Source organism: Streptomyces sp. ALI-76-A, from assembly GCF_030287445.1.
GTDB lineage: Bacteria > Actinomycetota > Actinomycetes > Streptomycetales > Streptomycetaceae > Streptomyces.
The window spans coordinates 570,605-595,127 of sequence record NZ_JASVWB010000004.1; the positions used below are offsets into that span (position 1 = coordinate 570,605).

The window sequence follows — 24,523 nt, forward strand, 5'->3', positions numbered from 1 at the left end:
GAACACCACCGCAGGAGGCGGGCCGGCGCTGGCCGAGCGTCCGGCGGGGCCGCCCGCCACTTTCCCCTGGCGGGTGGCCCCGCCGGACCTCGCGCGCCCCGAAGGGCACACGGGCCGGCCACAGGCACAGCCGCTCCCGACTCCGCCCGCAGGCAAGGCCGTACAGCGACGGGCCGCCACACGGCCGCCGCTCCGGCCTGCGCGGAAACCGAACCGCGGACGATTTCCAAGGGTTTCCCCAAACAACGCCGCCGAGGGCCGAAATCGGGTGACCGCGCGGGTCATGCTGTCCCCACCGCACGAGGAGATCACCACCGGCCGGGCCCCATCGGGTGCCCCGGTCCGGTGTCCCGGCCATCGCGCGGCACCTCCCGTTCCGCCACCGAACCGAACAGCATGGGGGCAGTCCATGACGAAGGAAGCGCAGCTTCGGGACTACCTCAAGCGGGTCACCGTCGATCTCCACACCACCCGCCGCAAGCTGCGGCAGCTGGAGGCCCGCGAGCAGGAGCCCATCGCCATCGTCGGCATGAGCTGCCGCCTGCCCGGCGACGTGCGCACCCCGGACGGCTTCTGGGACCTGCTGGTCTCCGGAACCGACGCGGTGACGGAATGGCCCACCGACCGCGGCTGGCCCACCGCCTCCGACACCGGCACCGGCCACCGCCGGGGCGGCTTCGTCCGCGACGCCGACCGCTTCGACCCCGCCTTCTTCGGGATCTCCCCGCGCGAGGCCCTCGCCATGGACCCGCAGCAGCGCCTGCTGCTCGAAGTGGTCTGGGAGTCCCTCGAACACGCCGGCATCGACCCGGCCACCCTGCGCGGCAGCCGCTCCGGCGTCTTCGTCGGATGCAGCGACCAGGGCTACACCACCGGCCTGACCGAGGTCCCCGAGGACGTCCGCGGACACCTGCTCACCGGCAACTCCATGTCCGTCCTCTCCGGCCGCGTCGCCTACACCCTCGGCCTGGAGGGACCCGCCGTCACCGTCGACACCGCCTGCTCCTCCTCCCTGGTCGCCCTCCACCTGGCGGCCCAGTCGCTGCGGTCCGGTGAGTGCTCCCTGGCGGTCGTCGGCGGTGTCACCGTCATGTCCAGTCCCGGTGCGTTCACCGAGTTCGCTCGGCAGGGCGGCCTCGCCGGCGACGGCCGCTGCAAGGCGTTCTCCGACGACGCCGACGGCACCGGCTGGGCCGAGGGCGCGGGCATCCTCGTCGTGGAGCGCCTGTCCGACGCCCGCCGCAACAACCATGCCGTGCTCGCGGTCGTCCGCGGCAGCGCCGTCAACCAGGACGGCGCCTCCAACGGCCTGACCGCCCCCAACGGCCTGTCCCAGCAGCGCGTCATCCTCGCCGCGCTCGCCAACGCCCAACTGCCCGCCACCGAGATCGACGCCGTCGAGGCACACGGCACCGGCACCGCGCTCGGCGACCCCATCGAGGCACAGGCCCTGCTGGCCACCTACGGCCAGGGCCGCCCCACCGACCGGCCGCTGCTGCTCGGCTCCGCCAAGTCCAACCTCGGCCACACCCAGGCCGCCGCCGGTGTCGTCGGCGTCATCAAGTCCGTCCTCGCCCTGCGCCACGGTGTGCTGCCCCCGACGCTGCACGCCGAACACCCCTCCACCCACGTCGACTGGAGTGCCGGCCACGTCCGGCTCCTCACCGAAGCGCACGCCTGGCCGGAGACCGGCCACCCGCGCCGGGTCGGCGTCTCCGCCTTCGGCGTCTCCGGCACCAACGCCCACGTCATCGTCGAACAGGCCCCCCAGCCGTCGGAGGAAGCCGACGGAACCGAGGGGACCCCGCGCGCGAGCCTGCCGGTCCTGCCCTGGATCCTGTCGGCCCACGACCAGGAGACCCTGCGCGCCCAGGCCCGCCGCCTGGCCGACCACCTCGCCACCCACCCGGACACCGACCCCTACGACCTCGCCGCGTCCCTCGCCACCACCCGTACCGCGCACCCGTACCGCGCCGCCGTCCTCGGCGCCGACCGCACCGAACTCGAGGCAGCCGTCGAGGCGTTGGCGCGCGGCGAAGCCACCGCGGACATCCTCACCGACACTGCGAAGGGGCCCGGCAAGGTCGCCTTCCTGTTCTCGGGCCAGGGCGCGCAGCGTCCCGGCATGGGGCGTGAGCTGTACGAGGCGTTCCCGGTGTTCGCCGAGGTGTTCGACGCGGTGTGCGCCCAGGTGGGCGCGGAGTTGCGGGACGTCGCCCTCGGTGAGCGCGGCGAGGAACTGGACCGTACGGAGTGGACCCAACCGGCGCTCTTCGCCATCGAGGTGGCGCTGTTCCGGCTGCTGGAGTCATGGGGCGTGCGCCCGGACGTCGTCATGGGCCACTCCATCGGCGAGATCACCGCCGCGCATGTGGCGGGTGTGCTGACCCTGGAGGACGCCTGCACGCTGGTGGTGGCGCGGGGCCGGCTGATGCAGCGGCTTCCGGCGGGCGGGGCGATGGTGGCGGTGGAGGCGGCCGAGGACGAGGTGCTGCCCCTGCTGGAAGGCCGCGAGGTGTCGGTCGCGGCGGTCAACGGCCCTCGCGCCGTGGTGATCGCGGGCGCGGAGCCGGAGGTGACCGAGGTCGCCGGGGAACTGGCCGCCCAGGGCTGCCGCACCTCCCGCCTCCGCGTCTCGCACGCCTTCCACTCGCCGCTGATGGAGCCGATGCTGGCGGAGTTCCGCCAGGTCGCCGAACGCCTCACCTACACCGCCCCGTCGGTCCCGGTCGTCTCCAACGTCACCGGCCGGCTCGCGGCGGAGGGCGAACTGACCACCGCCGAGTACTGGGTACGCCATGTCCGCCAGGCCGTCCGGTTCGCCGACGGCATCGCCGCCCTGGCCGGCGAGGGCGTGACCCGGTTCGTCGAACTCGGCCCCGACGGCACGCTCACCGCCCTCGCCCGGAGCTGCGTACCCGACGACCGCGGGCTGCTGTTCCTGCCGGCCCAGCGCAGGCAGGGCGCCGAGACCCGGCACCTGATCGGTGCCTTCGCCCGGCTGCACCTGCACGGGGCGGCGGTGTCGTGGCCCGCGCTCCTCCCCGGCGCCCGGGTCGTCGGCCTGCCGGCCTACGCCTTCCGCCGCGACCGCTACTGGCTGGAGCGCTCGTACACCGAGGACGGCGCCACCCGCGTCCCGGCCGCACTTCACCACCGGATCGCCTGGATCCCGGCCCGGGGGCTGCCGGAAACGGCGCGACTCTCCGGCCGTTGGCTGCTCGTGCGCCCCACGTCCCTCGACGGCGACGACGGCTGGGACGGCGCGCTGACGGCCGCGCTGCTCGACGCGGGAGCCGAAGTGGTCACCGTGGACCACCACCGGCACGACGCACGGGGCGAGTTCGCCCGCCGTGTCGCCACCGCCGTCGAGGCCGGTCCGGTCAGCGGAGTCCTGTCCGTGCTGGCGCTCGGTGGCGCGGGGGACGACCTGCCCGACGGTGTGCCCGCCACCGCGGTTCTCCTCCAGGCCCTCGGCGACGCCCGCGTCGAAGCCCCGCTGTGGGCGCTCACCCGCGGCGCCGTGACCGCCGACGAGCACGACCCGGCACCCGACCCCGCGCAGGCAGCCGTCTGGGGCCTGGGACGCGTCGCCGCCCTGGAGCACCCCGGCCGCTGGGGAGGTCTGGCGGACCTCCCGCCGACCCTGGACCGGCGTACCGCGGCGCGGCTCGTCACCCTGCTCGCCGACCGTACGGCGGACTCGTATCCACACGAGGACCAGGTCGCCGTCCGCGCCGACGCCGTCCTCGCCCGCCGGGTGGTCCCGGCGGTACCGTCCGGGGAAACGGTCTGGCAGCCGGCCGGGACCGTCCTGGTCACCGGCGGCACCGGAGCGCTGGGTGCGCGCGTGGCCCGCTGGGCCGCACAGCGGGGCGCCGCTCACCTCGTCCTCGTCAGCCGGCGCGGTGCCCAGGCGCCGGGCGCGGAGACCCTGCGCGAGGACCTGCGCGGCCTCGGAGCCGAAGTCACCTTCGCCGCAATCGACCTGACGGACCGTGAGGCCGTCCGGCAGCTGCTCGACACCCACCCGGTGGACGCCGTGGTCCACACGGCCGGTGTCATCGACGACGGAGTGCTCGACGGCCTCTCCCCGCAGGCCTTCCGCTCCGTCTTCGCGGCCAAGGTCACCGGAGCACGGCACCTCGACGAGCTGACACGCGGCCGCGACCTGTCCGCCTTCGTCCTGTTCTCCTCCTTCGCGGGAACGGTCGGCTCCGCCGGGCAGGGCAACTACGCCGCCGCCAACGCGGCGTTGGACGCGCTGGCCGAGCGGCGGCGGGCCGAGGGCCTGCCCGCGACGTCCCTCGCGTGGGGCCCGTGGGCCGGCGGCGGCATGGCGGCCGACGCCGACGCCACAGGCCGCCAGGTGCGCGGCGGGGTCGGCCTGCTCGACCCCGGCCGGGCCCTGGACGCCCTGGCCGCTCACGCCACGGCGGACTCCGCCACCTGCCTGGTCGCCGACGTCGACTGGGCCCGTTTCGGCGCGGCCTTCACCGCCGTCCGTCCGAGCCCGCTGCTCCGCGAGGTCCACGGAGGCGAGCGCGACGCGAGGACCGCCGCGCCCGTGACCGCTCTGCGCGACCGCCTCGCCGGCCTGCCCGCCGAGCGGCGCCGGCAGGAGCTGCTGCTCGAAGTGCGCTCGCGCGCCGCCGCCGCCCTCGGCCACACCGGCATCGAACAGGTGGGCGCGGAGCGGGCGTTCCGCGATCTCGGCGTCGACTCGCTGATCGCGGTGGAACTGCGCAACGCTCTCACCGCCGCGTGCGGCGTCGCCCTCCCGACGACGGTGGTCTTCGACCACCCGACCCCGCAGGCCCTCGTCGACCACCTGTACGGCGCGCTCTTCGGCGACACGGACACCGTCGTCACCCCTGCCACGCCGATGGCCGGCGCCGTGGACGAGCCGGTGGCCATCGTCGGGATGGCCTGCCGTTTCCCCGGCGGCGTCGACTCCCCGGAAAGCCTGTGGGCGCTGCTGGAGGAGGGGCGCGACGGCATCACCGACTTCCCCGCGGACCGCGGCTGGGACCTCGACCGTCTGTTCGCCGCCGACCCGGACAACCCCTACGCCGGCCACACCGCGAACGGAGGCTTCCTCGACGGAGTCGGGGCCTTCGACGCGGAGTTCTTCGGCGTCTCGCCCCGTGAGGCCCTCGCCATGGATCCGCAGCAGCGGTTGCTGCTGGAGTCGTCGTGGGAGGCGGTGGAGCGGGCGGGCATCGACCCGCGGTCGCTGCGAGGCACCCGGGTGGGTGTGTTCACCGGCACCAACGGCCAGGACTATCCGGCCTTGTTGGGTGTGTCGGAGGGCGACTTCGGCGGGTACGTCGGTACAGGCAACGCGGCGAGCGTGATGTCGGGCCGGCTGGCCTATGTGCTGGGCCTGGAGGGCCCGGCGGTGACGGTCGACACGGCCTGCTCCTCCTCGCTGGTGGCGTTGCACATGGCGGTGCGGTCGCTGCGGTCGGGGGAGTGTGACCTCGCGCTGGCCGGGGGTGTGACGGTGATGTCGACGCCGGGCGCCTTTGTGGAGTTCGGTCGTCAGGGGGGTCTGGCGGGGGATGGCCGGTGCAAGGCGTTCGCGGAGGGTGCGGACGGTACGGGGTGGGGTGAGGGTGTCGGTGTGCTGCTGGTGGAGCGGCTCTCGGACGCCCAGGCCAGGGGTCATCGGGTGCTGGCGGTGGTGCGTGGGTCGGCGGTCAATCAGGACGGTGCGTCGAACGGGCTGACGGCGCCGAACGGTCCGTCGCAGCAGCGGGTGATCCGTGCCGCACTTGCCGACGCGGGCGTATCGGCGGCTGATGTCGACGCCGTGGAGGCGCATGGTACGGGTACCAGGCTGGGCGATCCGATCGAGGCGCAGGCGCTGCTGGCGACCTACGGGCAGGATCGTGAACACCCTTTGTGGGTGGGGTCGGTGAAGTCGAATCTGGGTCATACGCAGGCGGCGGCGGGTGTGGCCGGTGTGATCAAGATGGTGGAGGCGTTGCGGCGTGGTGTGCTGCCGGCGACGCTGCACGTGGACCAGCCGTCCTCCCGGGTGGACTGGACGGCGGGCGCTGTACAGGTTCTGACGGAGCGTCAGTCGTGGCCGTCCGTCGACCGGCCCCGTCGGGCGGGTGTCTCCTCCTTCGGGCTCAGCGGCACCAACGCCCACGTCATCCTCGAACAGGCGCCGCGGGAGACGGCCGCTCCGACCGACCCCGCAGCCCCGCCCGTGATCCCCTGGGTGGTGTCCGGACGCGGCGCCGACGCGTTGCGCGCCCAGGCCGCCCGACTGCTCGACACCGTGCGGTCGTCCCCCGACGCCGACCCGCTGGAGCTCGCCTCATCGCTGATCACCACCCGTACCCCCTTCGAGAACCGTGCCGTCATACGAGGCCGTTCGCGCGAGGAACTGCTGTCCGGACTGGCGGCGTTGGCCGCCGACGAGCCCACTGCCCAGGTCACGGTCGGTGCTGTCACCGAAGGCCGGACGGCGTTTCTGTTCTCGGGTCAGGGTGCGCAGCGTGCGGGTATGGGGCGGGAGTTGTATGAGGCGTTCCCGGTGTTCGCTGAGGTGTTCGATGCGGTGTGCGCCCATGTCGGTGTGGAGCTGAGGGATGTCGTCTTCGGCGATGAGGCTGAGCGGTTGGGGCGTACGGAGTGGACGCAGCCGGCGTTGTTCGCGGTGGAGGTGGCGCTGTTTCGGCTGCTCGAATCGTTTGGGGTGCGTGCGGACTTCGTAGCCGGGCATTCCGTCGGTGAGATCGCTGCCGCGCATGTGGCGGGTGTGTTGTCGTTGGAGGATGCCTGCACGCTGGTGGTGGCGCGGGGGCGGCTGATGCAGCGACTTCCGTCGGGCGGGGTGATGGTGGCGGTGGAGGCTGCCGAGGACGAGGTCCTTCCGTTGCTGGAGGGCCGTCGTGGGGTGTCGGTGGCGGCGGTCAACGGTCCCCGGGCCGTGGTGATCGCGGGCGCGGAGGCGTCCGTATGCGATGTCGCCGAGGCACTCCAGGCGCGGGGCCGCCGTACGTCTCGTCTGCGGGTCTCGCATGCTTTCCACTCGCCGCTGATGGAGCCGATGCTGGCGGACTTCCGTCGGGTCGCCGAAGGCGTCACCTACGCCACTCCCTCGGTCCCGGTCGTCTCCAACGTCACCGGAAAGCTCGCGGCGGACGGTGAGTTGGGCACCGCCGAGTACTGGGTCCGTCACGTCCGTGAGGCCGTCCGGTTCGCCGACGGGATCGCCACCCTCGCGGCGGAAGGCGTCACCCGCTTCGTCGAACTCGGCCCCGACGCCACCCTCACCGCCCTCACCCGCACCGCGCTCGCCGACACCGCCGCCCCGGTCTGCGTGGCCGTACAGCGCAAGGACCGGTCCGAGGCGGATGCCCTGGTGGCCGCGCTGGCGGCCCTGCACACGACGGGCGCGCGGGTGGAGTGGGCCGCGATGTTCGGGACGGTCGGAACCGTTCCGCTGCCCACCTACGCCTTCCAGCGCCGCTGGTACTGGCCCGAGCCGCGCCGCGCCGACGACCGGGCGGCCCGGACCGCCGTGCCCGCCGAGGAGGCCTTCTGGCAGGCCGTCGAACGCGGAGACACCCGCGAACTCGCCGACGCGCTGCACCTGGACGACACCACCCTCGGCACCGTGCTGCCCGCGCTGGCCTCCTACCGGCAGGCTCAGGCCGAGCGGTCCGCCGCCGACTCCTGGCGCTACCGCGTCCGTTGGCAGCGGCTCGACTCCGCCGACGCTCAGCTTCCGGACACCGGACGGTGGCTGCTGCTCCAGGCCGGGGCCGACACCGTGCTCAGCGGCATCGAGGAGTTCCTGCCCGGCGTCGAGCGCCTGGCCTGCCCCGAGGACACCGACCGGAGCGTGCTGGCCGGTCTGCTGGCCGACGCCGCCCAGGGCGCCCCGGTCGCCGGTGTGCTCTCCTGCCTGCCCGGCGTCCGTGCGGCTCTGGCCGTTGTCCAGGCCCACGGCGAAGCCGGGACCACCGCGCCGCTGTGGCTGCTGACCAGCGGTGCCGTCACCGTCGGCGGGGGTACGGAGCACGCCGTCGAGCCGGCCGCGGCCGCCGTGTGGGGACTGGGCCGTGTCGCCGCACTGGAGCGTCCCGACCGCTGGGGCGGGCTGCTCGACCTCCCCGTCCGGCCGGACCGCCGTGCCCTCGCCCGCGCCGCCGCCGTCCTCGTCAGCGGCACCGAGGACCAGGTCGCCGTCCGGGGCGGCACCGCCCACGCGCGTCGCCTCGCCCACGCCCCGGCGCCCGCCGGCACGGGGGAGTGGACGGCCCCGTCCCGGGTCCTCGTCACCGGCGGCACCGGCGCCCTCGGTTCCCGCGTCGCCCGCTGGGCCGTCGAGCGCGGTGCCCGCGAGGTGGTCCTCGCCGGCCGCCGCGGCCCCGACGCGCCCGGCGCCGACAGTCTGCGGGCCGACCTCGCCCGGCTCGGCGCGAAGGTCACCGTCGTGGCCTGCGACACCGGTGACCGGGACGCCGTCGCCCGGCTCCTGGCCGCCCACCCCGTCGATGCCGTGATGCACGCCGCCGGAGTACTCGACGACGACGTGATCGAGGCGTACACGCCCGAGCGGCTCGCCGCCGTCCTGCGGGCCAAGGCCGACGCGGCCGACCACCTGGACGCACTCACCCGTGACAGCGGCCTGTCGGCGTTCGTGGTGTTCTCCTCCATCGCCGGTGTGTGGGGCAGCGGCGGACAGGCCGCCTACGCCGCCGCCAACGCCCACCTCGACGCCCTGGTGGAGCGCCGCCGCGCCCGCGGCCTGTCCGGCACGGCTGTCGCCTGGGGCCCGTGGGACGGTCCCGGCATGGCCGCCGACCCGCGGACGCGGGAGACGCTCCGCCGGCGCGGACTGCGCCCGCTCGCCCCGGACACGGCGCTGACCGCGCTCGGCCGCGCGCTCGCGGCACAGGACACCGCCGTCGTCGTCGCCGACGTCGACTGGGCCCGGTTCGCCCCCGCGTTCACCACCGGCCGCCCCAGCCCCCTGCTCGCCGACCTGCCCGAGGCCGCCGAAGCGACCGCCACCGCGGCCGGCTCCGGAGCCACCGCGTCCGGCGCTACCGTCGGCGGCGCACTGCGCGACCGGCTCGACCCGCTCTCCGCCGAGGAGCGCGACGCCGTCCTGCTGGACCTCGTGCGCCGTCGCGCCGCCGTCGCGCTCGGGCACTCCGGCCCGGCGTCCGTCACGGCGGGCCGCGCCTTCCGCGACATGGGCTTCGACTCCCTCACCGCGGTCGAACTGCGCAACGACCTCACCGCCGAGACCGGTGTCGCCCTGCCCACCACCCTCGTCTTCGACCACCCCACCCCGGCCGCCGTCGCCGCCCACCTGCGCGACCAGCTGTACGGGAGGGGGGAGCAGCCCTCGGACACGGCCGTGGCGGGCACCGGCACCAACACCGACCCGGTCGTCATCGTCGGCATGGGCTGCCGGCTGCCCGGCGGCATCGACGGCCCCGACCGGCTGTGGGAGCTGCTCGCGGCCGGCGGGGACGCCGTCGGCGGATTCCCCGAGGACCGCGGCTGGGACCTGACGGCCCTGCTGGAGGCCAGCGACACCCGTTCCGGCGGCTTCCTCGCCGACGCCTCCGCGTTCGACGCCGCGTTCTTCGGCGTCAGCCCCCGCGAAGCACAGGCACTCGACCCGCAGCAGCGGCTCTTCCTGGAGACCTCCTGGGAGGCGCTGGAGCGCGCCGGTGTCGCCCCCACCGCGCTGAAGGGCTCCCGCACCGGCGTCTTCGTCGGAGCCGGCAGCTCCGGTTACGCCACCGGCCTCACCGAAGTCCCCGAAGGCCTCGGCGGGCACCTGCTCACCGGGCAGGCCGGCAGCGTGGTCTCCGGCCGCGTCGCCTACACCCTCGGGCTGGAGGGCCCGGCCGTGACCGTCGACACGGCCTGCTCCTCCTCGCTGGTCGCCCTGCACCTGGCCGTACAGTCGCTGCGCTCGGGGGAGTGCGACCTCGCCCTGGCCGGCGGCGTCACCGTCATGGCCGACCCGGGGGCGTTCGTCGAGTTCAGCCTTCAGGGCGGCCTCGCCCCGGACGGGCGCTGCAAGGCGTTCTCCGACGACGCCGACGGCACCGGCTGGGCCGAGGGCGTCGGGGTCCTGGTGGTCGAACGGCTCTCCGACGCCCGCCGCAACGGCCACCCGGTCCTCGCCGTCGTCGAGGGCACCGCCGTCAACCAGGACGGCGCCTCCAACGGGCTGACCGCTCCCAACGGCCCGTCCCAGCAGCGTGTCATCCGCCAGGCCCTGGCCTCGGCCGGGCTGTCCCCGGCCGACGTGGACGCGGTGGAGGCGCACGGCACCGGCACCACCCTCGGCGACCCCATCGAGGCGCAGGCGGTGCTGGCCGCCTACGGCCAGGACCGGCCGGAGGGACGTCCGCTGTGGCTGGGCTCGGCCAAGTCCAACCTCGGGCACACCCAGGCCGCCGCCGGCGCCGTGGGCCTCATCAAGATGGTCCTCGCCCTCCGCGAGCACACCCTCCCGCGCACCCTGCACGCCGAGCGGCCGTCCTCCCGCGTGGACTGGGACACCGGGCACGTCCGGCTGCTGACGGAGCCCGTGGCCTGGCCCACCGGTGACCGCACGCGGCGCGCCGGTGTCTCCGCCTTCGGCGTCTCCGGCACCAACGCCCACGTCATCGTCGCCGAACCGCCGACGGTGTCCGCCGTCCAGGCCCACCCCGCCGACCGCGCCGAACGCGCCGTCACGTGGCCGCTGTCCGCGGGCAGCCCGGCCGCACTGCGCGACCAGGCCGCCCGGCTCCTCGCCCACCTCGAAGCCCGCCCCCACCTGCACCCGGCGGACGTGGCCCACGCCCTGGCGTTCACCCGCGCGCCCCTGGAGCACCGCGCCGTCGTCACCGGCACCGGCCGAGACGCCCTGCTGACCGTCCTCGCCGAGCTCGCCCAGGGCGGCAACCCGCCCGGCGCCGTCACCGGCGACACCCTCACCGGCGACACCCTCACCGGCGGCACCCTCACCGGCGACACCCTCCCCCAGGGCGGCACCGCCTTCCTCTTCGCCGGACAGGGCACCCAGCGCCCCGGCATGGGCCGCGCCCTGTACGACACCTTCCCGGCCTACGCCGACGCCTTCGACACCGTGTGCTCGCACTTCGACGGGCTGCTGCCGCGCCCGCTCGCCGAGATCGTGGCGGGCGCCGACGCCGACGTCCTGAACCGCACCGAGTACGCCCAGCCCGCGCTGTTCGCCGTCGAAGTGGCCCTGTACCGGCTGCTGGAGTCCTTCGGCGTGCGCCCCGCCCACCTCATCGGCCACTCCGTCGGCGAACTGGCCGCCGCGCACGTGGCCGGGGTGTTCTCCCTGCCCGACGCGTGCCGTCTGGTCGCCGCGCGGGGCCGGCTGATGCAGGGCCTGCCGGAAGGCGGCGCCATGATCGCGCTGGAGGCCGCCGAGGAGGAGGTGCTGCCGCTGCTCTCCGGTCGCGAGGACGCCCTGGCACTCGCCGCCGTCAACGGCCCCCGTTCGGTCGTCGTCGCCGGCGACGAGGACGCGGCCGACGCCGTCGCCGCCCACGTCGCCGCGCTGGGCCGCCGGACGAGCAGACTCCGCGTCAGCCACGCCTTCCACTCGCCGCGCATGGAGGCGATGCTCGACGACTTCCGCGCGGTCGCCGCGACCGTCCAGTACGCCGAGCCGCGCCTTCCGCTCGTCTCCGACCTCACCGGGCGGCCCGCTGCCCCCGGTGAACTGACCGACCCCGAGTACTGGGTACGGCACGTGCGGCACACCGTGCGCTTCGCCGACGGCGTCGCCGCCCTCGAAGAGCTGGGCACCGCCCACCTCCTGGAGCTGGGCCCCGACGCCACCCTGACCACGCTCGCCCAGAACGCCTGGCAGGGCACCACCCCGCTCGCCGTGCCCGCGCTGCGCGACGACCGGGACGAGACCGAGACCCTGCTGACGGCGGTCGGCGCCCTGCACACCAGGGGTGTCCCCGTCGACTGGCGTGCCCTGCTCGCGGCCACCGCTCCCGGTTCCCGCCCGGTGGAACTGCCCACCTACGCCTTCCAGCACCGCCCCTACTGGATCACGTCCGCCAAGGCGAACGGCGACCCGGCCGCCGCCGGACTCGTCGCCGCCGGCCACCCGCTGCTCGGCGCGGTCGTGCCGTCCGCCGTCGACGACACCCTGCTGCTGACCGGCCGCCTGACCGCCGACGGCTGGCTCGCCGCGCACCGGATCGGCGGCACCGCCGTCCTGCCGAGCACCGCCTTCCTCGACCTCGCCCTGCACGCCGGTACGGTCGCGGGCCGCCCGCACCTTCGCGAACTGGTCCTGGAAAGCCCGTTGCCGCTGACCGAGCACGTCGGTGCCGCCCTGCAAATCCGCGTCGAAGCCCCCGACGCCCGCGGTGACCGCCCCTTCGGCGTGTACGCCCGCCCCGCCGCCGACACCACCGCCGACTGGACCCGGCACGCGGGCGGCGTCCTGTCGGCCCGGACCGAGCCGCTCCCCGCGCACGACCTCACCGCCTGGCCGCCGCCCGGCACGGAGGAACTGCCCACCGACGGCCTGTACGCGCGGCTGCGCGAGGCCGGCCTCGACCACGGCCCCGTCTTCCAGGGCCTGCTGGCCGCCTGGCGGGACGACACGGCGGTGTACGCCGAGGTCGCCCTGCCCGCCTCGGCCGCCGACGAGGCCGCCCGCCACGACCTGCACCCGGCGCTCCTCGACGCCGCCCTGCACCCGCTGGGCCTCGGCGTGTTCGACGGACTCGGCGACGGACGCGTGCTGTTCTCCGCCGGACCCGCCCGCCTCCACGCCACCGGCGCCACCACCCTGCGCGTTCGGCTGGAGCGCACCGGCCCCGACACCCTCGCCCTGACCGCCGCCGACGCGGTCGGCGACCTTGTCCTCGACGTCGGCTCGCTGCGACTGCGCCCAGTGCCCGGTATCACGCCCGTCACCGAAGCGGGCACACAGCCCACGGCACCGCACGCCGCCCCGGTCCGCCGCCGCACCGCCGCCCGCCCCCAGCCCGTCGGCAGCCCGCTGGAACGCCTGGCCGCCCGGCCCGCCGCCGAACGCGCCCGCACCCTGCTCGCCACCGTCCGCGACCGCACCGCCGCCGTCCTGGGCCATGCCACGGCCGACGACATCGAGCCCGCCCGGCCCTTCACCGACCTCGGCCTCACCTCGCTCACCGCCGTCGAACTGCGCAACGGGCTCAGCGCCGCCCTCGGCGTCACCCTCCCCGCCACCCTCGTCTTCGACCACCCCACCCCCGCCGCGCTCGCCGCGCACCTCGCCGACGACCTGTTCGGCACCGCCACCGAGGGCACCCCCGCGAGCGCCGTCCGGCGCCCCGTCGACGACGACCCGATCGCCGTCGTCGGCATGGCCTGCCGCTACCCCGGCGGCGTCAACAGCCCCGAGGACCTGTGGAACCTGGTGCGCGCCGGAGCGGACGGCATCTCGCCGCTGCCCACCGACCGCGACTGGCACCCCGAGCGGCTCTACCACCCCGACCCCGACCACCCCGGCACCGTCTACACCCGCGAGGGCGGCTTCCTGCACGACGCCGGCCGCTTCGACCCGGCGTTCTTCAGCATCTCCCCGCGCGAGGCCCTCGCCATGGACCCGCAGCAGCGCCTGCTGCTCGAAGTCTCCTGGGAGGCGCTGGAGCGGGCCGGCGTCGACCCGGCCGGCGCCCGCGGCTCCGACACCGGCGTCTTCGCCGGCGTCACCTACCAGGACTACGTGACGATCCTCGCCGCCTCCGACGACACCTTCGAGGGCTACGTCGGCACCGGCAACTCGCCCAGCGTCCTGTCCGGCCGCGTCTCCTACGCGCTCGGCCTGGAGGGCCCCGCCGTGTCCGTCGACACCGCCTGCTCCTCGTCCCTGGTCGCCCTCCACCTGGCCGCGCAGTCCCTGCGGCAGGGGGAGTGCTCGCTCGCCCTGGCCGGCGGTGTCACCGTCATGTCGACGCCGGGCTCGCTCATCGAGTTCAGCAGGCAGCGCGCGCTCGCCGAGGACGGCCGCTGCAAGCCCTTCTCCGCGGACGCCGACGGCGCCAGCTGGGCCGAAGGTGCCGGCATGGTCGTCCTCGAACGGCTCTCCGACGCCCGCCGCAACGGCCACCGGGTCCTGGCCGTCATCCGCGGCAGCGCCCTGAACCAGGACGGCGCCTCCAACGGGCTGACCGCCCCCAACGGACCCTCGCAGCAGCGCGTCATCCGCCAGGCCCTCGCCGCCGCCGGGCTGACCCCGCAGGAGGTCGACGCCGTCGAGGCGCACGGCACCGGCACCACCCTCGGCGACCCCATCGAGGCCCAGGCACTGATTGCCGCCTACGGCCAGGACCGCGCCGAGGACCGGCCGCTGTGGCTCGGCTCGCTGAAGTCGAACATCGGCCACAGCCAGGCCGCCGCCGGCGTCGGAGGCGTCATCAAGATGGTGGCGGCCCTGCGCGAGGGTGTCCTGCCCCGCACCCTGTATGCCGAGAACCCGACTCCGCACGTCGACTGGAGCGCCGGCCGCGTCGCACTCCTCACCGAGGAACAGCCCTGGCCCGACACCGGGCGACCCCGCCGCGCCGGCGTGTCCTCGTTCGGCATGAGCGGCACCAACGCCCACGTCATCGTCGAACAGGCCCCCGACGACACGACCGTACGGCCGCCCGCCACATCCGAACTGCCCGCCGTGCCCGTCCTGTTGTCCGCCCGCACCCCCGCCGCGCTGCGCGCCCAGGCCGCCCGGCTCCGCGCCCATCTGCGCGCCCGGCCCGGCATCCCCCTCACGGACGTCGCCTACACCCTCGCCGTGGGCCGCGCCGCTTTCCCCCACCGGGCCGCCGTCCTCGCCGACGACGTCACCGGCCTCGACGAGGCGCTCGCCGCACTGGCCGCCGACGGACCGCTCACCGCCCCCGCGCTCCTCGCCGAGGCCGTGTCGGGAGGCGCCGAACCTGTCCTCGTCTTCCCCGGACAGGGCGCCCAGTGGGCGGGCATGGCCCGCGGACTCATCGCCGAATCGACGGAGTTCGCCGGGTGGATCGAGCGCTGCGAGCGGGCCCTCGCCCCGTATGTGGACTGGTCGCTGAGCGCGGTGCTGCGCGGCGCGGAGGGCGCCGCCGACCTCGCCCGTGTCGATGTCGTCCAGCCCGCGCTGTGGGCCGTGATGGTGTCCACCGCGGCCCTGTGGCGGGCCCACGGAGTCCGGCCGGCCGCCGTGGTCGGCCACAGCCAGGGCGAGATCGCCGCCGCCTGCGCGGCCGGCGCGCTCTCTCTGGAGGACGGCGCCCGCGTCGTCGCCCTGCGCAGCCGCGCCCTCACCAGCATCGCGGGCACCGGCGGCATGATGTCCGTACCGCTGAGCGCCGACGACACCCGTGCCCGCATGGCCCCCTGGGAGGGCCGGCTCGCGCTGGCCGCCGTCAACGGCCCGTCCTCCGCGGTCGTCTCGGGCGAGGCCGGGGCACTGGACGAGATGTACACGGCGCTCGTCGCGGACGGGGTGCGCGCCCGCAAGGTCAACGTCGACTACGGCTCGCACTCCCCGCAGGTCGAGGAGATCGAGGACACCGTCCGCGAGGCCCTGGCCGGGATCGAGCCCCGCGAGAGCGAGATCCCCTTCCGCTCCTCCCTGACCGGCGACTGGCTGGACACCACCGCCCTGGACGCGGGCTACTGGTACACCAACCTGCGGGAGACCGTCCGCTTCGAGGAGGCCGTCCGCGGCCTGATCGCCGCGGGACACCGCACGTTCATCGAGGTCGGCCCGCACCCGGTGCTCGCCGTCGGACTGCGCGACAGCCTCGACGCGGCCGGCGTCGACGGCGCCGTCCTCGGCTCCCTCCGCCGGGACCAGGGCGACCTGAGGCAGTTCCTCACCGCCCTCACCGAAGCCCGTCTGCACGGCGTCGACGTCGACGTCGAGACCGTGTTCGCCGGTACGGGGGCCGTCCGCACCGACCTGCCCACCTACCCCTTCGAGCACCGCCGCTACTGGCCCACGGTCCGCGAGACCGCCCGGGCCGACACCGACGGTCCCCTGGCGCCCGGCTCCGTCGAGGCCCGCTTCTGGGAGACCGTGGAACAGGAGGACCTGCACCGCCTCACCAAGGAACTCGACCTGCCCGCGGACGCCCCGCTGAGCAGTCTCCTGCCCGCGCTGTCCCAGTGGCGGCGCGCCGGACGCGAACGCGCCACCGCCGACGCCCTGCGCTACGCCGTCTCTTTCAGGCCCCTGACCGTCGGCGCCGCCGCCCTCACCGGCACCTGGCTGCTCCTCGTGCCCGCCGCCGAGGCCGGGCAGACCGCCACCGCCCAGCACGTCGCCGACGCCCTCACCGCGGGCGGCGCCCGTACCGTGCGGCGGATCGTCCTGCCCGACGGCGCACCCGACCGCGCCGCGCTCGCCACCCTGCTCGCGCCCCGGAACGCGGACGACGGCGACCGGCCCGCCGGGGTGTTCTCCCTGCTCGCCCTCGACACCCGCGAGCACCCCGCACTGCCGGGCGTCACCGTCGGACTCGCCACCACCCTCGCCCTCGTCCAGGCCCTCGGCGACCTCGGAACAGAGGCACCGCTGTGGTGCGCCACCCGCGGCGCGGTCACGGTCGGCACCGCCGATCCCGCCCCCGTCCCCGCCCAGGCCCTCGTCTGGGGCTTCGGCCGGGTCGCCGCGCTGGAGCACACCGACCGGTGGGGCGGCCTGATCGACCTGCCCGCCGACCTCGACGCCCGCACCGGGACCCGCCTGGCCGCCCTCCTCGCCGACCCCGGCCAGGAGGACCAGATCGCGCTGCGCGCCTCCGGCGCCTTCGGCCGCCGCCTGACGCACGCCCCGGGCACCGCCGAACCGGCCGAGCCCTGGCGGCCGCGCGGCACCGTCCTGGTCACGGGCGGCACCGGCGCCCTGGGACGGCACGTCGCCCGCTGGCTCGCCGACCGCGGCGCCACCCACCTGGTGCTGGCCGGGCGCCGCGGAGCCGACGCCCCCGGAGCCGCCGAACTGCGTGCCGAACTCGCCGCCCGCGGCGTCGAGGTCACCCTCGCCGCCTGTGACGCGGCCGACCGCACCGCCCTCACCGGACTGCTCGCGGGCCTGCCCGCCGACCGGCCGTTGGACGCCGTGTTCCACGCGGCGGGGGTCCTGGACGACGGCGTAATCGACGCCCTCACCCCCGAGCGCATGGCCGGGGTCCTGCACGGCAAGGCCGGCGCGGCCCGCGTCCTGCACGACCTCACCCGCGACCTGGACCTGTCCGCCTTCGTCCTGTTCTCCTCCACCGCGGGCGTCCTCGGCGGCGCCGGCCTCGCCAACTACGCCCCGGGCAACGCCTACCTGGACGCCCTCGCCGCCGAACGCCGTGCCGCGGGACTGCCCGCCACCGCCGTCTCCTGGGGCCTGTGGGCCGACGGTGGCATGGTCGGCGACGCGGCGGGCGAGCGCATGCGCCGCCACGGCGTCCACCCCATGGACACCGACACCGCCTGCCAGGCCCTCGGCCGGGCCCTCGACCTCGACGACACCCACGTCGTCGTGACCGACCTGCGCTGGGACACCTACGCGCCCGCCTTCACCGCGCCCCGCCCGAGCCACCTGCTGGACGAACTGCCCGCCGCCCGCCGGGCGTTGGACACCGCCCAGCGCGACTCCAAACCCGACACCACCGAGATCTCCTCGCTGCGGGCCCACCTCGGCGCCCTGCCCGCGTACGAGCGCGCGGACGCCGTCCTGGACATCGTGCGCGGCCATGTCGCCGGCGTCCTCGGCCACGCCTCCGCCGACGCGGTCGACCCCGCGCGGCCCTTCACCGACCTGGGCATCGACTCGCTCAGCGCGGTCGAACTGCGCAACGGCATGACCCGCGTCACCGGCCTGCGCCTGCCCACCACCCTCGTCTTCGACCACCCCACCTGCCGGGCCCTGGCCGACTTCCTGCTCGCGGAGGTCGCGGAGACCGCGACGGAAACCGGGACCGCTGACGCCGCCCCGGCCGCGGCCGGGGCCGGGGCACCGCGGGCCTCGGAGGCGGACGACCCCATCGCCATCGTCGCCATGGGCTGCCGCTTCCCCGGTGGGGTGAGCACCCCCGAGGAACTGTGGAGCATGCTGCTCGCCGGCGAGGAGGGCCTGGTGCCCTTCCCCGAGGACCGCGGCTGGGACCTGGGCGTCCTCTTCGACTCCCAACCCGGCAAGACGGGGACGGTCGCCACCCGCACCGGCGGCTTCCTCGACGACGCAGGCGGGTTCGACCCTGCCTTCTTCAACATCTCGCCGCGTGAGGCGCTCGCCATGGACCCGCAACAGCGGCTGCTCCTCGAGATGGCGTGGGAGACGTTCGAGCGGGCGGGGATCGATCCGCGGGCCCTGCGGGGCAGCCGTACCGGCGTCTTCGCCGGCACCAACGGCCAGGACTACACCGGCATGCTCGCCGCGTCCGGCGAGGACTTCGAGGGCTACATGCTGACCGGCAACGCCGCCAGCGTCGTCTCCGGCCGGCTCTCCTACACCTTCGGGCTGGAAGGCCCCGCCGTCACGGTCGACACGGCCTGCTCCGCGTCGCTCGTCGCCCTGCACCTGGCCGTGCGGTCGCTGCGCGCGGGAGAGTGCGACCTCGCCCTCGCGGGCGGCATCACCGTCATGGCCTCACCGGGTCTGTTCGTGGACTTCAGCCGGCAGGGGGGGCTGGCGGCGGACGGCCGGTGCAAGGCGTTCGCGGACGCGGCGGACGGCACCGGGTTCTCGGAGGGCGGCGGTCTGTTGCTGGTGGAGCGGTTGTCGGACGCGCGGCGGCTGGGGCATCCGGTGCTGGCGGTGGTGAAGGGTTCGGCGGTGAATCAGGATGGTGCGTCCAACGGGTTGAGTGCGCCGAACGGTCCGTCTCAGCAGCGGGTGATCCGTGCGGCGCTGGCGGATGCCGGGGTGTCGGCGGCCGGGGTGGATGTGGTGGAGGCGCACGGCACGGGTACGCGGCTGGGTGATCCGATCGAGGCGCAGGCGTTGCTGGCCACGTACGGGCAGGGCCGTGAGCGGCCGTTGTGGCTGGGTTCGGTGAAGTCGAACGTCGGTCACACGCAGGCGGGTGCGGGTGTGGCGGGTGTGATGAAGATGGTGCTGGCGATGGTGCACGGTGTGTTGCCGGCGACGTTGCATGTGGACGCGCCGTCCTCGCAGGTGGACTGGGGGCAGGGTGCGGTGGAGCTGCTGACCGAGGCGCGGGAGTGGCCTGTGGCCGAGGGGCGTCCGTGGCGGGCGGGGGTGTCGTCGTTCGGGATCAGCGGCACCAACGCCCATGTCATCCTCGAAGCCGCCCCCGGACAACCCGCCGCCGACACCTCCGAGGGCCCGGCCGCCGTCCACGGCACCCTGCCCTGGGTCCTCACCGCCCGCAGCCGCGACGCCCTGCGCGCCCAGGCCGCCCAACTCCTCGCCTACGCCCGGCAGAACGGCGATCTCCCCCCGGCCGACCTCGGCCTGTCCCTGACCGCGACCCGTACCGTCTTCGAGCACCGGGCCGTCGTGCTCGGCACCGACCGCGCCGCCCTCACCGACGGGCTGCGGCTGCTCGCCGACGGGGAGACGGGACCGCACACCGTCACGGGCACCCACCGCGGCGAAGGGAAGACCGCTTTCCTCTTCTCCGGACAGGGCTCCCAGCGCCCGGGCATGGGACGCGAACTGTACGACGCCTTCCCGGCGTTCGCCGACGCCTTCGACGCCGTGTGCGCGCACCTCGATGACGACCTGCGCGAGGTCGTCTTCGGCGACGACGCCGACCGTCTGAACCGGACCGGGTGGACGCAGCCCGCCCTGTTCGCCGTCGAAGTCGCGCTCTACCGTCTCCTCGAGTCGTGGGGGGTGCGGCCCGACGTCGTCGCCGGGCACTCCATCGGGGAGATCGCCGCCGCCCATGTGGCGGGAGTGATGTCGTTGCCGGACGCCTGCGCCCTGGTCGCCGCACGCGGCCGCCTGATGCAGGAACTCCCCGCAGGCGGCGCGATGTTCGCCGTCGAGGCCGCAGAGGACGAAGTGCTGCCGCTGCTCGCCGGCCGCGCCGGCGTGGGCGTCGCCGCGATCAACGGCCCCCGCTCCGTGGTCCTCTCGGGCGCGGAGGCGGCGGTCGCCGAGGTGGCCGGCGAACTCGCCGCCACCGGTCGCCGCACCACCCGGCTGCGTGTCAGCCACGCCTTCCACTCGCCGCTGATGGACCCCATGCTGGACGCCTTCCGCGAGGTCGCCGCCGGCATCTCCTACGCCCCGCCGCGGATGGCCGTCGTCTCCGACGTCACCGGACGGGCCGCCGAGCCGGGTGAGTTGGAGGACCCGGAGTACTGGGTCCGGCACGTCCGTGAGGCGGTCCGCTTCGCCGACGGTGTCGCCTGGCTCGCCGAGCACGGGACCGACCGGTTCGTCGAGATCGGCCCCGACGGCACCCTGACCGCCCTCGCCCAGAACTGCCTCGCCGAGGACACCGGGAACCACCTGTTCGTCCCGTCGCTGCGCAAGGACCAGGACGAACCCGGCGCCCTGCTCGACGCCCTCGCCCGCGCCTTCGTCAAGGGCGTGGACGTGGACTGGCCCCGCCTCTTCGACGGCACCGGCGCCCGCGTCGTCCAGCTGCCCACCTACCCCTTCCAACGCCGCCGGTTCTGGCCGAGGCCGCCGGCTCTGCTGGGCGACGTCACCGCCGCCGGCCTGGGGGCCAGCAGCCATCCGCTGCTGGGCGCGGCCGTGGCCCTCGCGGACGGCGACGCCCACCTGCTCACCGGGCGTCTGTCCCTCCACTCCAGCCCCTGGCTGAAGGACCACGCCCTCACCAGCACCGCCCTGTTCCCGGCCACCGGCTTCCTCGACCTCGCCCTGCACGCCGGGGCGCAGACCGGCTGCGAGCAGGTCGCCGAGCTGACCATCCTGTCCCCGCTCACCCTGCCCGCGCACGGCGGAGTCCACGTGCAGGTCCGTGTCGAGGCACCCGACGCCACCGGTGCCCGCACGCTGACCGTGCACGGCCGCCCCGACGACGCCGGCCCCGACGACGCGTGGACGCTGCACGCCAGCGGCCTCCTGACCTCCGCGGCCGAACCGGCCGCCCCCTCCTGCGACTTCACCGCCTGGCCGCCCCAGGACGCCGAAGAAGTCTCCCTGGACGGCTTCTACGAGGCGTTCGCCGACCGCGGCCACCTGTACGGCCCGCTCTTCCAGGGCCTGACCCGAGCGTGGACGCGCGGCGAGGAGGTCTTCGCCGAGGTGTCCCTGCCCGCCTTTGCCGACCCCGCCGCCGACGCCTTCGACCTGCACCCGGCGCTGCTCGACGCCGCCCTGCACGCGGTGCTGTTCGTGCCCATGGAGGACGCCGGACGGCTCCCCTTCTCCTGGAACGACGTCCGCCTGCACGCGGTCGGCGCCTCCGCCCTGCGGGTGCGCATGGTCCAGCGGGGTCCGGAGGCCGTCGCCCTGGAACTCGCCGACCCGGCCGGCCGGCCGGTCGCCACCGTCGGTTCGCTGACCCTGCGCGAACTCGCCGGCGACCTCGACGGGGCCACCGTCGGCAGCCCCGGCACCCTCGGCCGGCAGGGCCTGTACGAAGTGGACTGGCAGCCGGTGCCCTCCTCCGGTACGGCGGCCGCGGCCGACTGGACCGTGATCGGCGCCGCGGAGGCCCGGGAACTGGCCGCCGCCCTGCGCGAGGCCGGGCACACCGCGACCGTCGTACCGGACCCGGACCCGGACCCGGACCCGGACGCGCCGGCCCGGGTGCCGGACACCGTCCTGTACGCCGTGCCGGCCACCACCGGACACCCGGACGGTGAACTCGCCGCCCGGGCGCGGGACATCACCGCCGAGGTGCTGGCGCTCCTCCAGCGGTGGCTGGACGACCCGGCATTCGCCGGGGCCCGCCTCGCCGTCGTCACCCGCGACGCCGTGCCCGCCGGGCCGCGGCCGGCCGACCCGGCCCAGGCCGCCGTCTGGGGCCTGGTGCGCTCCGCCCGTACGGAGCACCCGGGACGGCTCGTCCTCGTCGACACCGACGGCACCGCCGCCTCCGCCGCCGCGCTGCCCGGCGCGCTCGGCGGCACCGCCTTCGAACTGGCCCTGCGCGAGGGCACGGTGACCGCGCCGCGGGTCGTGCCGCTGGCCGCCGACCGGGCACTGGTCCCGCCGCCGGGCGCCGAGGCGTGGCGGCTCGGTGTCGAGCGCAAGGGCACCCTGGAGGGGCTGCGGCTCACCCCCTGCCCGGAGGTCACCGCGCCGCTCGCCCCGCGCGAGGTGCGGATCTCGATGCGGGCCGCGGGCGTCAACTTCCGTGACGTGCTCACCGTGCTCGGCATGTACCCGGGCGACGCGACCGCGATCGGCCTGGAAGGCGCGGGCGTGGTCGTCGAGACCGGCTCCGACGTCACCTCCGTGGCGCCCGGCGACCGTGTGATGGGCATGTTCTCCGGTGCCTTCGGGCCGGTCGCCGTCGCCGACGAGCGCATGGTGGCGCCCGTCCCGAAGGGCTGGAGCTTCGCGGAGGCCGCCACCGTCCCGATCGTCTACCTCACCGCCTACTACGCCCTGGCCGACCTTGCCGCGCTGAAGCCCGGGGAGAGCCTCCTCGTGCACGCCGCGGCCGGCGGGGTCGGCTCCGCCGCGGTCCAACTCGCCCGCCACGTCGGGGCCGAGGTCTACGGCACCGCCTCCCCGGCCAAGTGGGACGCGCTGCGCGCCGCCGGACTCGACGACAGCCGGCTCGCCTCCTCCCGCGACCTCGGCTTCGAGGAGCGGCTGCGCACCGCCACCGCGGGCCGTGGCGTCGACGTCGTCCTCGACTCGCTGGCAGGGGAGTTCGTGGACGCCTCCCTGCGGCTGCTGCCGCGCGGCGGACGCTTCCTGGAGATGGGCAAGACCGACGTCCGTGACCCGGCCGTGGTCGCCGCCGACCACCCCGGCGTCACCTACCGCGCCTTCGACCTGGTCGAGGCCGGACCCGACCGGATCGGGGAGATCCTGCGGGACCTGGTGGAACTGTTCGACCGCGGGGTGCTCAAGCCGCTGCCGATGACGGTGTGGGACGTACGCCGTGCTCCCGAGGCGTTCCGGTACCTCAGCCAGGCCAGGCACGTCGGCAAGGTCGTGCTGACCCTGCCGGCCGCCCCCGACCCCGAGGGAACCGTACTGCTCACCGGCGGTCTCGGCGGGCTGGGCCGGGCCACCGCCCGCCACCTGGTCGCCGAGCACGGTGTGAGGCACCTGCTGGTCGCCGGCCGGCGGGGCCCCGACACCCCCGGCGCGGCGGAGCTGCGTGCCGAACTCGCCGCGCTGGGCGCCGAGGTGACCGTCGCGGCCTGCGACACCGCCGACCGCACCGCGCTCGCCTCGCTGCTGTCGGGCATCCCGGCCGACCGGCCGCTGACCGCGGTCGTGCACACCGCCGGGGTGCTCGCCGACGGGGTGCTGTCCTCGATGACGCCCGCGCGGCTCGCCGAGGCACTGCGGCCCAAGGCCGACGCGGTCGTGAACCTGCACGAGCTGACCCGCGACCTCGACCTGGCCCGGTTCGTGGTCTTCTCCTCCGTCGCCGGCACGTTCGGCGGCGCCGGGCAGGCCAACTACTCCGCCGCCAACGCCTTCCTGGACGCCTTCGCCCACCACCGGCGCGCCCTCGGCCTGCCCGCCGTGTCCCTCGCCTGGGGCACCTGGCTCCCGGACGCGGGCATGACCGGCGAACTGTCCGCCGCCGACCGGGAACGGCACGCCCGCACCGGCATGGTGCCGCTGAGCCCCGAACGCGGCATGCGCCTGCTGGACGCCGCGTCTGTCTCGGACCGGGCCGCCCTGCTGCCGATGGACCTCGACCCCGCCGCCCTGCGCGAGCACCACGACGTCCTGCCGGTCCTGCTGCGCGGCCTGGTGCGCACGCCCGCCCGCCGTCGCGCCGACGCGGCCCCGGCGGTGGGAGCGGCCCCGGCGGTGGGAGCGGCCACGGCGGCCGAACCGACCTTGGCCGAACGGCTCGCCCCGCTGTCCGCCGCCGACCGGGAGCAGTTGCTGCTGGAGGTGGTGACCGAGCAGGCCGCCGCCGTCCTCGGACACGGCTCGGCCGACGCGATGGAACCCGAGCAGACCTTCAAGGAGCTGGGCTTCGACTCCCTGACGGCGGTCGAACTGCGCAACCGGCTCGGCGCGGTCACCGGCCTGCGGTTGCCCGCCACGCTGGTCTTCGACCACCCGACCCCGCTCGCCCAGGCCCGGCACCTGATCGGCGCACTCGACCTGCCCGAGCCGCCCGGTACCGCACAGGCCCTGCTCGGCGAGATGGACCGGTTGGAGAACGCCCTGCGGGACGCGTCCGTCGACGGCGAGGACCGCGAACGGGTCACCGGCCGGCTGCGGGAACTGCTCGCCCGCTGGCAGGGCGAACCGGTCCCCGCGGCCACCGCCGCCGCCCCGGCGGAGGCGGACCAGGAACTCGCCGGCGTCGAGACGCCCGACGACCTCTTCGACCTGATCGACCGCGAGCTGGGCGACGCATGAGGACCC

Annotated in this window: 1 protein-coding gene; it reads left to right on the forward strand. The window is 75.5% G+C overall.

The features are described from left to right. Positions 1 to 409 precede the first annotated feature (409 nt). The gene (locus tag QQS16_RS38875; RefSeq protein ID WP_286067299.1) at positions 410 to 24,517 is read left to right on the forward strand and encodes a type I polyketide synthase; all 24,108 of its coding nucleotides are present in this window, start codon (positions 410 to 412) and stop codon (positions 24,515 to 24,517) included. The last annotated feature ends 6 nt before the right edge of the window (positions 24,518 to 24,523 follow it).

Coding starts and splice junctions, on each gene's coding strand:
- QQS16_RS38875 (WP_286067299.1), top strand. CDS start 410: ATGACGAAGGAAGCGCAGCTTCGGGACTACCTCAAGCGGGTCACCGTC.